Source organism: Pseudomonas fluorescens, assembly GCF_018614655.1.
GTDB classification, from domain to species: domain Bacteria; phylum Pseudomonadota; class Gammaproteobacteria; order Pseudomonadales; family Pseudomonadaceae; genus Aquipseudomonas; species Aquipseudomonas fluorescens_BX.
In genome coordinates, this window is sequence record NZ_JAGGOG010000024.1 from 16,836 (window position 1) to 31,196 (window position 14,361).

The window sequence follows — 14,361 nt, forward strand, 5'->3', positions numbered from 1 at the left end:
ACAAGCCCCCTCGCCACAAAGCTCGCGCGTCAGAGGTGATAAAAATCCAGCACCGAGTTGATGGTGTCGTTGAGCAACAACGCATGTTTGCGGGTGATCAACCAGCTGTCGCCATCGGGTTTCAAGGTGTAGGTGGCGTTGCCGTAGAACTGCTCCGAGGTGGCCAGGCGATAGAACAGCGTGTGCCAGTTCAGTCGTACTTCCAGCATCCCGTCGGCCTGTTCGGCGATACGCACGTTATTGATCAGGTGCAACGTGCGCGGCATCGGCGTGGCAGAGGCGGCCTTGCCGGTGCGCAGGCGGAATACCCGGTCTTCCAGGCCCGAACGGTTGGCGTAGTAGATCAGCGACATCTCGCGCTTGGGGTCGCGGGTGTAGACGTGTTCCGAGTCCCATTGCGGCAGGTGGAACTCACTTTGCGGGTCAAACAGCTGCACATAGGCGTCCCAGTCCTGGGCATCGCACAGCTCGGATTTGCGGTAGAAAAACTGCTCGATCCGGTATTGCAGTTGCGCATTCATCATCACACCTCACGCAGTTTCAAGGATTGGGCGTCGAGACCGTCCAGCAGGAACTTCTGCCAGTTGCGGTGCTGGTTGACGTACAGCCCTTCGTGGGTGAATTCGGTGCCGGTCATGGCCGGTTGGATGCCGACGGCTTCGCTGTTGCGGGTCGGGCCGGTTTCCCAGCGATGGCTGCCGCGAGAGATATCGCTCCAGCGTTCCAGGCGGCCCTGAAAACCGCGTTGGGCTTCGCGAAACTCCACCAGATCGTCGGGTGTGCCCATGCCGGAAACGTTGAAGAAGTCTTCGAACTGGCGAATACGGTTTTCCCGGTCGGCGTCGGACTCGTTTTTCACCCCCAGGCACTGGCTGATGATCTCGGTCTTGTTCCACGCGATCGGGCGAATGATCCGCAGCTGCGAGCTGATCTGGTCGAGAAAAAACAGGCTCGGGTAGATGTTCAGGTTGCGCAGGCGATGCATCATCCATTCGGCCTTGTCCTGGCCGTGTTCTTCCACCAGTCGCGGCATGATGGTGGCGTAACCGGAGCGCACTGACGGGTTGGGCATATCGCTGAACAGCACGCTATGGCCATTGTTGAAGGCGAACCAACCGTCGTCGGTATTGGCGTCGCCGGCCCCGAGTTTGCTGTAGTCCAGGGTCGTACCGGTGCCTGCGCCGTTCTCGGTGTTGACCTGCTGGCGATGTTGCACCGTGGCCACGTAGTTATAGTGCACGGTGCTGACGTGATAGCCGTCCAGGCCGTTTTCGTTCTGCAGTTTCCAGTTGCCGTCGTAGGTGTAGGCCGACTTGCCAGGCAGCACTTCCAGCTCGCCGGTGGCGGACTGGGCGACCATCATGTCGAAGAACACTTTGGCGTCGCCGAGGAAGTCTTCCAGGCGATTGGTGCCATTGACGTCGAGGCTGATGAATACGAACCCTTTGTAGCTCTCGATCCGTGCTTTTTTCAGGCCGCGAGTAGCCTTGTCGAAACCTTCCGGGTATTCCCCCGGCGCCTTGACCTTCACCAACCGGCCATCGCTTTTGTAGCACCAGGCGTGGAATGGGCAGGTGAAGGTGGATTGGTTGCCTTTGCCGACCCGGGTCAAGGTGGTGCCGCGATGCTGGCAGGCGTTGATCAACGCATTGAGCTGGCCTTCGCCGTCGCGGGTGATGATCATCGGCTGACGCCCGGCGCGCATCGTCACGAAGTCGTGGTTGTTGGCCAGTTCGCTTTCATGACAGGCGTAGATCCAGTTTTTTTCGAAGATCAGCTCCATTTCCAGATCAAACAGTTCCGGCTCAGTGAACATGTCCCGGGCGATGCGGAACACCTGGTCTGCCGGACGAAAATCCAGGCAGCTTTCAATAAAGCTTTTCCACTGTTCGACGCTTCTTGCACCACTCATGGGAGGCACCTTGTTGTGTGGCTAATCGGTGCTCCATTAGAGGCATTGGCGCAGGCGATGGGCTATCCGATTAGTGGGGGAAGGTGGGCCGAATAGTTGGATGCGGTGAGTCACAACTACCCACGGCGGTGCACCGGATCGATGCAATGAGCTACTGTCTTGGGAGGCAACCCGGCGAGGCAGGTCGGAAAAATCTGCGTCCTATCCACATAGTCGACGGTTGCTAGCCGCTGAGTGGAAACGCCACGTGTCTGGCGCAGAACTTGCCTTGATCTCCCGGACGCGCCGTCAGAGCGCGCTGGCCACAACCGCCGTGAGTGCACCGTGATGAGTAGCGATACACGCGATATCCGTATTGATCGTTTCGACCTTGAAGGCGCCCGCAGCTGGATGTCCGGCATTTGCGGGCCGCATCGGCTGGAGACGGCCACGCCTGAGCGTATCCGCTTTCATCACAGCGCCAATGTGTTCAAGTCCCGCGCCACGACGTTGGGAATCATTGAATACGGCACCGACGTGACTATCGATATCGAAGACGCCGAGCATTTCAGCAGCTACAGCCTGAGCCTGCCGCTGGTGGGCGAGCAGGAGCTGAGCAAGAACGGCGAGCGGCTGAGCTCCAACCGCGACCAGGGCGTGATCATCTCGCCTAACGAACATCAGGTGCTGGCGATCTCCGGCGACTGCCGAAAATTACAGGTGGTGATCACCCGCGCGGCCATGAGCGAATCACTGGAAGGCCTACTGCAACGACCGATTGAAGCGCCGCTGCGCTTCGAGTCAGTGATGGATGCAGTGGAGGGGGCTTCGGCGTCGTGGTGGCGCATGGCGCGGTACTTCATCGCTGAGCTTGAGCGCAGCAGCGAGCTGTATGACCAGGCGGCGTTCACCCGTGACCTGGAAAGCTCATTGATCAAGGGCCTGATCCTTGCCCAGCCGAATAACTACTCCGAAGAACTGCGGGACGTCCTCGGAGTGAAACTGCCGCACTATCTGATCCGCGCTCGCCAGTACATTCATGACAACGCCCGCGAGGCGGTACACCTGGAGGACCTTGAAGCGGCAGCCGGCGTGTCGCGGTTCAAGCTGTTCGATGCCTTCAGGAAGTACTTTGCGTTGTCGCCCATGGCCTATCTGAAGAAATATCGGCTGGGGGCCGTGCGCCAGGAAATTCTGGAACACGGCTCGACTCGCACCATCTCCGAGATCGCCCTGGGTTGGGGCTTTACCCACTTGGGACGGTTCTCGGCGGAGTACCGCAAGCTGTTCGATGAATCGCCGAGCATGACCTTGCAGCGCAATGATGCGCGGCGCATGCGTGGTGCCTGAAAACCATGAAGATCAATTGTGGGAGCGGGCTTGTGTGGGAGCGAGCAAGCCCGCTCCCACACAAGCCCGCTCCCACATGGGATTTATGGCGCCTGCAAGCTCTCAGATCAACTCCTCCACCAGTTGCAGGCAATGGCTGAGCCCCGGCGACTGATCATTGATCCGCCGGCTGAGAATAATCGGCGAGGTCGCGGTGGTTTCTACAATCGGCGTATAGCCAATGTCTGCCCGATGCAGCACTTGCACCGAGGCCGGCACCAGCGTCACGCCCATGCCTGCACCCACCAGGCCGATGGCGGTCTGCAATTCATTGGTCCATTGCGCCACCTTGAGGCTCAAGCCGTGGGCGTCAAACAGTGCGATCACATGGTCGGCATAGCTGGGGCGCGGGTTGCCGGGGTAGAGCACGAAAGGCTCCGCGGCCAATTGCGCAAGGGTCGCCGGGGCGGCCAACAGCGGATGCCCGGCAGACAGTACCGCCACCAGGCGATCTTCCACCAACACCCGCTGCACGATCGCCGGATCGTCGATGCGAATCCGCCCGAAGCCCACATCAATCCGCCCCGCCTTGAGCGCTTCGACCTGTTGCAACGTGGTCATCTCCGACAGCCCCAGCTCCAGCTCAAGGCCATCGTGGGTGCGCAGCCGACGTATGAGTTCCGGCAATACGCCGTACAGCGTCGACGGCGCAAAACCGATGCCGAGCCAGGTCTTTTGCCCCAGGCCAATGCGTCGGGTGTTGTCGCAGACCTTGCCCAGTTGCTCCAGCAGCACATTGGCATGCTCATAAAAAAAGCGCCCGGCTTCGGTCAGCCGCAACGGCCGGCCACGCTCCAGCAAAATCACCCCGAGCTCGTCCTCCAATTGCTGGATCTGCCGGCTCAACGGCGGCTGGGCGATGTGCAGGCGCTCGGCGGCACGGGTGAAGTTGAGGGTTTCTCCCAGCACCTGGAAGTAACGCAGGTGGCGCAGTTCCATAACGACTCCTTTCATACCTCAAGGGTATTGTTCGAGACCCATTCTATATTGGAAGCCAGCAAAGATACGGCACAGAATCGAGCAAAATCTATAAAGAACCCAACGGGTATTGCCATGCCGATTTGCGCCATCGAGTCGATCGAGACGATCATCGTCGACCTTCCCACCATTCGCCCGCACAAGCTGGCGATGCACACGATGCAGAACCAGACCCTGGTAATCATCCGCGTGCGTTGCGCCGATGGCATTGAAGGGGTCGGTGAGTCCACCACCATCGGCGGCCTGAGCTACGGCAATGAAAGCCCCGACAGCATCAAGGTCAACATTGACCGGCACTTCGCCCCACTGCTGATCGGCCAGGACGCGAGCAATATCAACGCGGCCATGCTGCGCCTGGAACGCAGCATTCGTGGCAACACCTTTGCCAAGTCCGGCGTCGAAAGTGCCTTGCTCGATGCCCTCGGTAAACGCCTGAACCTGCCGGTCAGCGAACTGCTCGGCGGGCGAGTGCGCGATGCACTGCCGGTGGCCTGGACCCTGGCCAGCGGCAATACCGAAAAGGACATTGCCGAAGCCGAGAAGATGCTCGACCTGCGCCGCCACCGGATCTTCAAATTGAAGATTGGTGCCGGCGAAGTCAGCCACGACCTGGCCCACGTCATCGCCATCAAAAAAGCCCTGGGCGAGCGTGCGAGCGTGCGGGTCGACGTCAATCAGGCCTGGGATGAAGCAGTGGCTTTACGGGCCTGCAAGGTGCTGGGCGACAACGGGATCGATCTGATCGAACAACCGATCTCGCGCAATAACCGTAGTGGCATGACCCGGCTCAACCTGTCGAGCCCGGCGCCGATCATGGCAGACGAATCCATCGAGTGCGTGGAAGACGCCTTCAACCTGGCCCGCGAAGGTGCGGCTTCGGTGTTCGCCCTGAAAATCGCCAAGAACGGCGGGCCCCGTGCGGTGTTACGCACGGCGGCGATTGCCGAAGCGGCTGGTATCGGTCTGTACGGCGGCACCATGCTCGAAGGCGGTATCGGCACGCTGGCCTCGGCCCATGCCTTCCTCACGTTGAACAAGCTGGCGTGGGACACCGAACTGTTCGGGCCGCTGCTGCTCACCGAGGACATCCTCACCGAGCCGCTGGTGTACCGCGATTTCCATCTGCATGTCTCGACCGCCCCCGGTCTGGGCCTGGCCATTGATGAAGAGCGCCTGGCGTTCTTCCGTCGCGATAAATAAATCAGAGGACACCTGCCATGTTGTTCCACGTAAAAATGACCGTGAACCTACCCGTCGACATGAACCCCGAGCGCGCAGCCACGCTCAAGGCTGAAGAAAAGGCCCTGGCGCAGCGTCTGCAACAAGCGGGCAAATGGCGCCACCTGTGGCGCATCGCCGGGCTGTATGCCAATTACAGCGTGTTCGATGTCGACAGCGTGCAAGAGCTGCATGACCTGTTGATGCAACTGCCGCTTTATCCCTACATGGCCATTGAGGTGAATGCCCTGTGCCGGCATCCGTCCTCGATCCATGAGGATGACCGCTGAGCCTGTTTTCCAAACTAATAACGACAAGATGAGGATTGCACCATGTCCATCCGACTTTCCCAGACTGCCCATGCCCAACAGTTTCTCGAAGAAGCCAGCGGCAACCTCAATGACGCCGGCAATCCGCGGGCCAAGGCGCTGATCTACCGGATCCTGCGGGACACGGTGAATATCATCGAAGACCTGGAGGTGACCCCGGAAGAGTTCTGGAAGGCAGTCAATTATCTGAATGAACTGGGCAAGAACCAGGAAGCCGGGCTACTCGCGGCCGGCCTGGGCCTGGAGCATTACCTGGACATGTTGATGGATGCGGCGGACGAGGAAGCCGGCAAGTCCGGCGGTACTCCGCGCACCATCGAAGGCCCGCTGTATGTGGCGGGTGCGCCGCTGTCCAAGTACGAGGCGCGGCTGGATGACGGCCAGGACCCGGGTGTGCCGTTGTTCATGCAAGGGCAGGTGCGCGACACCGACGGCAAGCCGTTGGCGGGGGCGATTGTCGATGTGTGGCAAGCCAATACCGGTGGCACGTATTCGTGGTTTGACGGTACACAGTCGGAGTTCAATCTGCGTCGGCGGATCGAGACCGACGCCCAGGGCAACTACCGTTTTCGCAGCATCGTGCCGTCAGGTTATGGCTGCCCACCGACTGGACCGACCCAGCAGCTGTTGGACCAATTGGGGCGGCATGGGCAGCGGCCGGCGCATATTCACTTCTTTATCTCGGCACCGGGTTATCGGCACCTGACGACCCAGATCAACCTGTCGGATGATCCGTACCTGCATGATGATTTTGCCTATGCGACGCGGGATGAGTTGATTGCCGAGATTCGTTTCAGTGACGACGCCAACCTGGCGCGGGAGTTTGGAGTGGGCGGGCAGTTTGCGCAGATTGATTTTGACTTCGAGTTGCAGCCGGCGGCGGCGCCTGTAGAGCAGAAGCGTATGCAGCGCGTGCGTGCCCTCGAAGACTGACGTCCCCTGTAGCCGCTGCCGAGGCACGAGGCTGCGATGGGTTTGGTGCGGCATTCCGACGCAGCGACCCCTTAGGGCGGTCCTGCGGACACGCATCGCAGCCTCGTGCCTCGGCAGCGGCTACAGTATTGGCGGCTACGAAGGGGTCGTTACTTGCGCACGACCAAGTCCAACAAATCATCCCGATCCTTGATCTTCTGCAGCACAATCTCCGAGCGAATATCCATCACCCCCGCCGTGCGGTTCAGGTGGTTCACAATAAAATCCGAAAAGTGCTTCAGGTTGCGCGCCTGCACCCGCAGCACATAGTTGCTGGCGCCGGTGATCACATAGGCACTGGCCACTTCCGGCCAACCCTGGACTTTCTTGATAAACGTCTCATGCCAGTCCTCAACATCCTGACGCAACGACAGATGGACGATGGCTTCCAGCTCAATCCCCAGTTGCTCGGCATTCAACACCGCACGATAACCACTGATGATTCCCTCACTCTCCAGCAGCCGTAAACGTCGCAGGCAGGCGGAGGGCGACAGCGCTACTTTCTCTGCCAGTTCCTGGTTGCTGATACGGCCATCCTGTTGCAGAAAATGCAGGAGGCGCAGGTCGGTGGCGTCGAGAATCATGGTTAGAATAAATCCGCGTGTTTGGAGGTTTAATTCGAATTTCCTACGTCTTAATTAGCGCGTTACCTACCACTTTGCACGAAAATTCTCTAAAGCTTCGTTCATTATTTGGTCCATCGTTACCCACAGCGACACCCACAAGAACAGGATCGACCATGACTACCCGAAATCATTGCCAGGCCCTCGACGCCCAAGACCCACTGGCGCCCTTGCGCAATCAGTTCGCGCTGCCTGACGGGGTGATCTACCTCGACGGCAACTCCCTCGGCGCCCGCCCGGTGGCCGCCCTGGAACGGGCGCAAGCGGTGATCGCCGAGGAATGGGGCAATGGTTTGATCCGCAGTTGGAACAGCGCCGGCTGGGCCGACCTGTCGCAGCGCCTGGGTAATCGCCTGGCGCCGCTGATCGGTGCTCGTGACGGCGAAGTGGTGATCACTGATACCACCTCCGTCAACTTGTTCAAGGTGCTGAGCGCTGCATTGACCGTGCAGCGTAATCGCGCGCCGAACCGCAAGGTGATCGTCAGCGAAGCCAGCAATTTCCCCACCGATCTGTACATCGCCGAAGGCTTGGCTGAATTGCTGCAACAAGGCTATTCCCTGCGTCTGGTGAACAGCCCTGACGAGCTGCCCCAAGCCATCGATCAAGACGTGGCGGTGGTGATGCTCACCCACGTCAACTACAAGACCGGCTATATGTACGACATGCAGGGCCTGACGTCCCTGGCCCACGAATGCGGCGCCCTGGCGATCTGGGACCTGGCGCATTCGGCGGGCGCGGTGCCGATCGATCTGCATCAGGCTGGCGCGGATTACGCGATTGGCTGCACGTACAAATACCTCAACGGCGGGCCCGGTTCCCAGGCGTTTGTGTGGGTCAATCCGGCGTTGGTGGATGTGGTCAGGCAACCATTGTCGGGCTGGTTCGGGCATACCCGGCAGTTCGCCATGGAGTCGCGTTATACCCCGAGTAACGGCATCGCCCGTTACCTGTGTGGCACTCAGCCGATCACCTCGCTGGCCATGGTCGAATGTGGTCTGGATATTTTCGCCCAGACCGACATGGCCAGCCTGCGCACCAAGTCGCTGGCACTGACTGATCTGTTTATCGCGCTGGTGGAAACACGCTGCGCCGCGCATGAACTGATCCTGATTACGCCGCGTGAGCACGCCAAACGCGGTAGCCACGTCAGCTTCGAACACCCCGAAGGCTATGCCGTTATCCAGGCCTTGATCGCCCGTGGCGTGATTGGTGATTACCGCGAGCCGCGGATCATGCGGTTTGGCTTTACCCCGTTGTACACCCGCTTTACTGAGGTGTGGGATGCCGTGGAAATCCTCGGTGAGATTCTCGACCAGAAGACCTGGGACCAGCCGCAATTCAAGGTGCGCCATAGCGTTACTTAAGCGCTAGCTCTCGATCAACGTAGGAGCTGTCGAGCCCGGGCGAGGCTGCGAAGGGATCACCTCGGTGCAACTGACAGACCGGGGCGCCTGCATCGCAGCCTCGCTAATGCTCGACAGCTGCTACGAAGGGCAAGCAACAAACCGTGCAATCACAATAATAAAGGGGCACGCCACGTGACCACGCCAGACAACGGCTTTGCAGAAATAACCAACCGCGAATTGGGCCTCAGGCGCCAGCTCACCTCCGGCCAGATGAGCATGATCGCCATCGGTGGCGCCATCGGCACCGGGCTGTTCATGGGCAGCGCCTACGCCATCGGGTATGCCGGGCCCAGCGTATTGGTCAGCTACGCCATTGGTGCGTTGATTACATTGCTGTTGATGGGTTGCCTGGCGGAGATGACCGTCGCGCATTCCACTTCGGGCTCCTTCGGCGCCTATGCCGAGTTCTACATCAGCCCTCTGGCCGGGTTCCTGGTGCGTTATGCCTACTGGGCGGCGATTGTGCTGGCGGTGGGGGCCGAGGTCACGGCGGTGGCGATGTACATGAAGTACTGGTTCGCCAACGTGCCCGAATGGGTATGGATCGTCTCGTTTTCCAGTGTGCTGATCGTGCTCAACGCCATCAGCGTCAAGACCTTCGGCAACTTCGAGTATTGGTTTTCCACGATCAAGATCAGCGCCATTGTTGGCTTCATCATCCTCGCGGTGTATGTGGTATTTGGCTCGGGCAACCCGGATTACGGCGTGCAGAACTACACGGCCCACGGCGGATTTTTCCCCCATGGCCTGAGCGGCATGTGGATCGCTGTGATCGTGTCGATCTTCAGCTACCTGAGTGTCGAGATGATCGCCGTGGCTGCCGGTGAAGCGGCAGACCCGGAGCAGGCGGTGAAGAAAGCCTTTCGCGCGACCATCGTGCGGCTGGTGGTGTTCTACCTGCTGACGTTGGCGCTGATGCTGGCCATCGTGCCGTGGAATCAGTCGGGCCATGCCCAAAGCCCGTTCGTTACGGTGATGCAAACCATCGGCATTCCCGGCGCTACGGGGGTGATGAACTTCGTGATCCTGATCGCGGCGCTCTCGGCAATGAACAGCCAGCTCTACATCACTACACGCATGATGTTCAGCCTGTCTCGCGCCGGCTTTGCGCCAAAATCCATGGGCGCCTTGAGCAAGAGTGGGATTCCGCTGAACGCGTTGCTGCTGTCCAGCTCGGGCATCGCCCTGGCGACCTTGTTGAACGTGGTGTACCCGGAAAGCTCGTTCACCTTGATGATGGCGATCTCCATGTTTGGCGCGATCTTCACCTGGTTCATGATCTTCCTCACCCACTTCTTTTTCCGCCGCTACCGCAAGCGTAACGGTGGGGCGAAATTATCCTTCGAGCTACGGCTGTTTCCCTACAGTACGCTGTTGGGGCTGGTGCTGATGGGCGCGGTGATGATCACCACTTACTTCACCGAGGCCTTCAAGATGACGTTGGTGTTCGGGGTACCGTTCCTGCTGATTCTGTCGGCGGTGTATTACGTGTTTTTCCGCAAGGGCGAACAAAAACCTGTAGGAGCGAGCTTGCTCGCGAAAAACCCGAGGGCACCGGGCTAAATCAGGATGCCCGCGTTATCGTTGACGCTCTTCGCGAGCGAGCTCGCTCCTACAGGGGTGAGTGTGTTTAATAGTTCGGTGGCATAAGCGGGCAGTTGTTCAAACGAGCGGGCGCATAACAGCAACGCGCGGCAGGCCCACTCCTCATTCAGGGGCTGGGCCTTGAAGTGGTGTTGCCGGTGACTGCGGTCCAGCGCTGCTTGCGGCACGATCCCCAGCCCCGCACCGCGGGCGACCATGCGAATGACGCCATCAAATCCGTCCGCCCGAATGCGCGTCTGCAAACGGAAGCCTGCGTGCAACGCCTGTTCTTCCAGGTACACCGCCAGGGCACTGTCGGCGGCCAATCCCACGTAGTCGTGCTGCAAACTGTCGATAAAACTGACGTTGATACTCTCGGCCAGTGGATGCCCCAGCGGCATGATCAGCACCAGAGGGTCATCGCGAAAGGGCAGGGTCTGCAGGCCGTGGGTATCCACCGCATCGGAAATAATCCCCAGGTCCGCCGCACCCTGGCGCAAGGCATGGGTGATGCGCAGGCTGGGCAGCTCCTGCAGGTCGATATCCAGGTTGGGATGCGCGCAGAGAAAATCCGCCAGCAGTTCCGGCAGGTATTCGCTGAGGGCCGTGGTGTTACACAGCAAGCGCACTTGGCCTTTGACGCCGATGGCGTATTCCGCGAGGTCCTGCTGCAGGCGTTCGGCCTGTTGCAGCATCAGCCGCGCATGCCGGGCCAAGGCGTTGCCTGCCGCAGTTGGCGTTACGCCCCGACGACCACGTTGGAGAAACTCGGTGCCCAGTGACGCCTCCATCGCACGGATCCGTGCACTGGCCGCCGCCAGGGATAAATGACTGCGACTGGCCCCGGCGGTGATGTTGCCGGTGTCGAGAATGTGCAGGTAGAGGCGCAGATCGATCAGATCAAAGTGCATGGGCTGAGGGTGTCCGCTGAACAAGTGGGTGTTTGTACTGACGCTTTCGCGAGCAAGTCGAAGGCGTCATCAGCCTCACGCAAAACAAGAGGTAGCCTCAGTATATGGCGAATGTTCAACCACGAGCCAACCCCATAAAATCAGCCCATGAATACCCTCCTCGCGTTCTATCAAAACCTAGGCCCGGCGCTGACGCTGCTGGTCATCGGCACCTTCCTGCTGGCCGGCACCGTCAAGGGCGTCATCGGCCTCGGCTTGCCCACGGTGGCCATGGGCATGCTCGGCCTGGCTATGCTTCCGGCGCAGGCTGCGGCCTTGCTGATCATCCCGTCTACCGTCACCAACCTCTGGCAACTGGCGTTCGGCGGGCATTTGCGCGGGCTGCTCAAACGCTTGTGGCCAATGTTGCTGCTGATCTTTCTCGGCACCGGGCTTGGCACACTCTGGTTGGGTATGGACGGTGGGCATTGGGTGGTGCGGGCGTTGGGCGGGGCGTTGCTGGTGTATGCCTTGAGCGGGCTGTTCCTGCCGGCGTTCAAGGTCAGCCCGGTCACCGAGCGTTGGCTGGGACCGGTGTGCGGGCTGGTGACGGGCGTCATCACCTCGGCCACCGGTGTCTTCGTGATTCCGGCCGTGCCGTACCTGCAAGCGCTGGGGTTGAACCGCGATCAGTTGGTGCAGGCGCTGGGCTTGTCGTTCACCGTTTCAACCCTGGCGCTGGCGGCGGGATTGTTCTGGCGCGGCACCCTCGGCGGTGGCGAAATCAACGCTTCGCTGTTGGCCCTGGTGCCAGCGCTATTGGGCATGTGGCTGGGGCAAGTGCTGCGTCAACGGATCAGCGCCGTGCTGTTCAAGCGGGTGTTCTTTGTCGGCATGGCGCTGCTGGGCGGCCACTTGCTGATCAGCGGTTAGCGGAGGAGGTGCTGAGCATGTCGATGGCGCGGATATCAAAATCCTGCTCCAGAAACTCCATGCGCTGGTCATGGAAATGCTTCATGTGCGGCAGGCTGGAATGCACATCCAAAGCGGCCTTGGACGCCCAGATTTCATAGAAGATAAACAGCGTCGGGTCCTGTTGGTCGCGCAGCATGTGGTACTCGATGCATCCCGGTTCCGCGCGGCTGGGTTCGACGTAGGCGCGAAACAGCGCTTCAAAGGCGGCGGCCTTTTCCGGGCGGGTCTTGGCGTGGAGGATAAAGCCTACAGGTTCAGTCATTGGGGTGAATCCTCAAAAAGTGTTTAAAAATTCTAAGGCAACAATCCCCCTTTAATTCGTGCCGATCAGTCAAATGTATTTTGCCCCGCCAGCGCTTATTCCAAAGAACGATTGTCGATACCCTGCCTTCAGACATTTTTAATCTTTAGGCCCTTCCGATGAAAAAAATCCTGTTGCTCAACGGCGGTAAAAAATTCGCCCACTCTGACGGTCGCTACAACAACACTCTGCATGACGCTGCCTTGGCGGTGCTGGACCGTGGCGGTATGGACGTCAAAGTTACCCATATCGACGAAGGCTACGACCTGGCTGAAGAAGTCGCCAAATTCGTATGGGCCGACGTGATCATCTACCAGATGCCGGGCTGGTGGATGGGCGCACCGTGGATCGTCAAGAAGTACATGGACGAAGTCTTCACCGAAGGCCACGGCAGCCTCTACGCCAGTGACGGCCGCACTCGCTCCGATGCCTCGCAGAAATACGGCAGCGGCGGTCTGTTGCAGGGTAAGCAATACATGCTGTCGCTGACCTGGAACGCACCGCAGCAAGCCTTCGATGATCCCACCGACTTCTTTGAAGCCAAGGGCGTGGACGCGGTGTACTTCCCGTTCCACAAGGCCAACCAGTTCCTCGGTATGACCGGCCTGCCGACTTTCCTCTGCGTGGACGTGATGAAACGCCCGGCCATCGAGGCTGATGTGGCGCGTTATGAGCAGCATCTGGCGCAGGTGTTTAACCTTTCGGTGTAACCTGTAGCCGCTGCCGCAGGCTGCGATAAGGGCCGAAGGACCTTCAGCGATTTGAAGAACTTGCGCCGACTTCGTCGGCGATCGCAGCCTGGTGCCTCGGCAGCGGCTACAGTGACCCGATAGAGAGGATTCACGTTGAAAGCCCGATCCGATGAGCTACAGATCTTCGTCTGCGTGATTGAATGCGGGTCGATTTCCGCCGCCGCCGAACAGGTCGGGCAAACGCCATCGGCGGTCAGCCGTACCTTGTCGCGGCTGGAAGCCAAGCTTGAGACCACCTTGATCAACCGCACCACGCGACGCATGGACCTGACCGAAGAGGGCAAGTACTTCTTCGAGCGCGCGAAGGTGATCCTGGAGCAAATGGATGACTTGGAAGAGCGGCTGTCCTCGCGCCAGCAAACCCCGTCCGGACGCTTGCGGATCAACGCGGCGTCGCCGTTCATGCTGCATGCGATCGTGCCGTATGTTGCCGAATTTCGCGGCCTGTACCCGGACATCCAACTGGAACTCAACAGCAACGACCTGATCATCGACTTGCTGGAGCAGAGCACCGACATCGCCATTCGCATCGGTACCCTGGCGGACTCGACATTGCACGCCCGCTCCCTGGGTTGCAGCCCGCTGCATATCCTCGCCAGCCCGGCTTACCTGGAGCAGTACGGCACACCGACGACCGTGGCCGAACTGGCCGAGCACACGCTGCTCGGTTTCACCCAGACCGAAACCCTCAACCATTGGCCGTTGCGCCATGTGCACGGCGACCGCTGGCAGATCCAGCCAGGCATCGCCGCCTCCAGTGGTGAAACCCTGCGTCACCTGGCACTGGAAGGGCAGGGCATCGCATGCCTGTCTAACTTCATGACCATCGACGACATCAATGCCGGGCGCCTGACGCCGATCCTGGCGCAGTTCAACAGCGGTTATCGCCAGCCGATCAACGCGGTGTACTACCGCAACTCGCAGTTGGCCTTGCGCATCCAATGTTTCCTGGACTTTATCCAGGGCAAGTTGGCGAACTACGCCCACTGATTCGTGACGCCTGCGCAAGACTGAATTGGGCAATACGGACTTATTCGGCACGACCAAGTC

15 protein-coding genes are annotated in these 14,361 nt (G+C 59.8%); 9 read left to right on the plus strand and 6 right to left on the minus strand.

Translation table 11 applies throughout. The features are described from left to right. Positions 1-29: 29 nt before the first annotated feature. Positions 30-521, minus strand: coding sequence for an anthranilate 1,2-dioxygenase small subunit (antB, locus tag J7E41_RS22920; protein ID WP_169352826.1), 492 nt, complete (start codon positions 519-521; stop codon positions 30-32). Between the two features lie 2 nt (positions 522-523). Beyond that, on the minus strand, positions 524-1,912 hold the full coding sequence (gene antA, locus J7E41_RS22925; RefSeq protein ID WP_214996490.1) for an anthranilate 1,2-dioxygenase large subunit: 1,389 nt from the start codon (positions 1,910-1,912) through the stop codon (positions 524-526). 327 nt (positions 1,913-2,239) lie between these two features. Here antA and J7E41_RS22930 point away from each other — a divergent pair, with 327 nt between their 5' ends. Next, a complete protein-coding gene (locus tag J7E41_RS22930) occupies positions 2,240-3,241 on the plus strand; it encodes an AraC family transcriptional regulator (RefSeq protein WP_169352828.1) in 1,002 nt (333 codons plus the stop codon). A gap of 102 nt (positions 3,242-3,343) precedes the next feature. Here the strand turns inward: J7E41_RS22930 and J7E41_RS22935 are convergent, their stop codons facing one another. Then, positions 3,344-4,219: a LysR family transcriptional regulator gene (locus J7E41_RS22935; protein WP_214996492.1), complete on the minus strand. Its 876-nt coding sequence runs from the start codon at positions 4,217-4,219 to the stop codon at positions 3,344-3,346. A gap of 114 nt (positions 4,220-4,333) precedes the next feature. On the opposite strand from J7E41_RS22935, the gene J7E41_RS22940 reads away from it, so the two are divergent. Genes J7E41_RS22940 through catA form a run of 3 tightly spaced genes read left to right on the plus strand, consistent with a single transcriptional unit; the run spans position 4,334 to position 6,738 of the window. Further along, entirely contained in the window at positions 4,334-5,458 is a 1,125-nt protein-coding gene (locus tag J7E41_RS22940; protein ID WP_214996494.1) for a muconate cycloisomerase family protein, read from the plus strand. A gap of 17 nt (positions 5,459-5,475) precedes the next feature. Continuing rightward, on the plus strand, positions 5,476-5,766 hold the full coding sequence (gene catC / locus J7E41_RS22945; protein WP_214996496.1) for a muconolactone Delta-isomerase: 291 nt from the start codon (positions 5,476-5,478) through the stop codon (positions 5,764-5,766). A 42-nt stretch (positions 5,767-5,808) separates the two neighbouring features. Beyond that, the gene (gene catA / locus J7E41_RS22950; RefSeq protein WP_214996498.1) at positions 5,809-6,738 is read left to right on the plus strand and encodes a catechol 1,2-dioxygenase; all 930 of its coding nucleotides are present in this window, start codon (positions 5,809-5,811) and stop codon (positions 6,736-6,738) included. A gap of 149 nt (positions 6,739-6,887) precedes the next feature. Here catA and J7E41_RS22955 read toward each other — a convergent pair whose 3' ends face one another. Then, the gene (locus tag J7E41_RS22955) at positions 6,888-7,361 is read right to left on the minus strand and encodes an Lrp/AsnC family transcriptional regulator (protein WP_003212305.1); all 474 of its coding nucleotides are present in this window, start codon (positions 7,359-7,361) and stop codon (positions 6,888-6,890) included. A 155-nt stretch (positions 7,362-7,516) separates the two neighbouring features. Here J7E41_RS22955 and kynU point away from each other — a divergent pair, with 155 nt between their 5' ends. Next, positions 7,517-8,767, plus strand: a complete 1,251-nt coding sequence (gene kynU / locus J7E41_RS22960) for a kynureninase (protein ID WP_214996500.1) — start codon at positions 7,517-7,519, stop codon at positions 8,765-8,767. A 174-nt stretch (positions 8,768-8,941) separates the two neighbouring features. Then, a complete protein-coding gene (locus J7E41_RS22965; RefSeq protein ID WP_214996502.1) occupies positions 8,942-10,372 on the plus strand; it encodes an amino acid permease in 1,431 nt (476 codons plus the stop codon). On the opposite strand, the gene J7E41_RS22970 is transcribed toward J7E41_RS22965, so the two are convergent. Then, a complete protein-coding gene (locus J7E41_RS22970) occupies positions 10,369-11,304 on the minus strand; it encodes a LysR substrate-binding domain-containing protein (protein WP_214996504.1) in 936 nt (311 codons plus the stop codon). The genes J7E41_RS22965 and J7E41_RS22970 overlap by 4 nt on opposite strands. Before the next feature lie 147 nt (positions 11,305-11,451). Here J7E41_RS22970 and J7E41_RS22975 point away from each other — a divergent pair, with 147 nt between their 5' ends. Next, on the plus strand, positions 11,452-12,216 hold the full coding sequence (locus J7E41_RS22975; protein WP_214996506.1) for a sulfite exporter TauE/SafE family protein: 765 nt from the start codon (positions 11,452-11,454) through the stop codon (positions 12,214-12,216). Here J7E41_RS22975 and J7E41_RS22980 read toward each other — a convergent pair. Continuing rightward, positions 12,206-12,520: a putative quinol monooxygenase gene (locus J7E41_RS22980; RefSeq protein WP_214996508.1), complete on the minus strand. Its 315-nt coding sequence runs from the start codon at positions 12,518-12,520 to the stop codon at positions 12,206-12,208. The genes J7E41_RS22975 and J7E41_RS22980 overlap by 11 nt on opposite strands. 158 nt (positions 12,521-12,678) lie before the next feature. Here J7E41_RS22980 and J7E41_RS22985 point away from each other — a divergent pair, with 158 nt between their 5' ends. Together J7E41_RS22985 and J7E41_RS22990 are read left to right on the plus strand one after the other, a co-directional pair. Next, a complete protein-coding gene (locus J7E41_RS22985) occupies positions 12,679-13,269 on the plus strand; it encodes an NAD(P)H-dependent oxidoreductase (RefSeq protein WP_214996509.1) in 591 nt (196 codons plus the stop codon). A 135-nt stretch (positions 13,270-13,404) separates the two neighbouring features. After that, positions 13,405-14,301, plus strand: a complete 897-nt coding sequence (locus J7E41_RS22990; RefSeq protein WP_214996511.1) for a LysR family transcriptional regulator — start codon at positions 13,405-13,407, stop codon at positions 14,299-14,301. Positions 14,302-14,361 lie beyond the last annotated feature (60 nt).

Excerpts from the sequence above, each read along its gene's own strand:
- antB (WP_169352826.1), bottom strand. The coding sequence starts at position 521 with ATGAATGCGCAACTGCAATACCGGATCGAGCAGTTTTTCTACCGCAAA.
- antA (WP_214996490.1), bottom strand. The coding sequence starts at position 1,912 with ATGAGTGGTGCAAGAAGCGTCGAACAGTGGAAAAGCTTTATTGAAAGC.
- J7E41_RS22930 (WP_169352828.1), top strand. The coding sequence starts at position 2,240 with ATGAGTAGCGATACACGCGATATCCGTATTGATCGTTTCGACCTTGAA.
- J7E41_RS22935 (WP_214996492.1), bottom strand. The coding sequence starts at position 4,219 with ATGGAACTGCGCCACCTGCGTTACTTCCAGGTGCTGGGAGAAACCCTC.
- J7E41_RS22940 (WP_214996494.1), top strand. The coding sequence starts at position 4,334 with ATGCCGATTTGCGCCATCGAGTCGATCGAGACGATCATCGTCGACCTT.
- catC (WP_214996496.1), top strand. The coding sequence starts at position 5,476 with ATGTTGTTCCACGTAAAAATGACCGTGAACCTACCCGTCGACATGAAC.
- catA (WP_214996498.1), top strand. The coding sequence starts at position 5,809 with ATGTCCATCCGACTTTCCCAGACTGCCCATGCCCAACAGTTTCTCGAA.
- J7E41_RS22955 (WP_003212305.1), bottom strand. The coding sequence starts at position 7,361 with ATGATTCTCGACGCCACCGACCTGCGCCTCCTGCATTTTCTGCAACAG.
- kynU (WP_214996500.1), top strand. The coding sequence starts at position 7,517 with ATGACTACCCGAAATCATTGCCAGGCCCTCGACGCCCAAGACCCACTG.
- J7E41_RS22970 (WP_214996504.1), bottom strand. The coding sequence starts at position 11,304 with ATGCACTTTGATCTGATCGATCTGCGCCTCTACCTGCACATTCTCGAC.
- J7E41_RS22975 (WP_214996506.1), top strand. The coding sequence starts at position 11,452 with ATGAATACCCTCCTCGCGTTCTATCAAAACCTAGGCCCGGCGCTGACG.
- J7E41_RS22980 (WP_214996508.1), bottom strand. The coding sequence starts at position 12,520 with ATGACTGAACCTGTAGGCTTTATCCTCCACGCCAAGACCCGCCCGGAA.
- J7E41_RS22985 (WP_214996509.1), top strand. The coding sequence starts at position 12,679 with ATGAAAAAAATCCTGTTGCTCAACGGCGGTAAAAAATTCGCCCACTCT.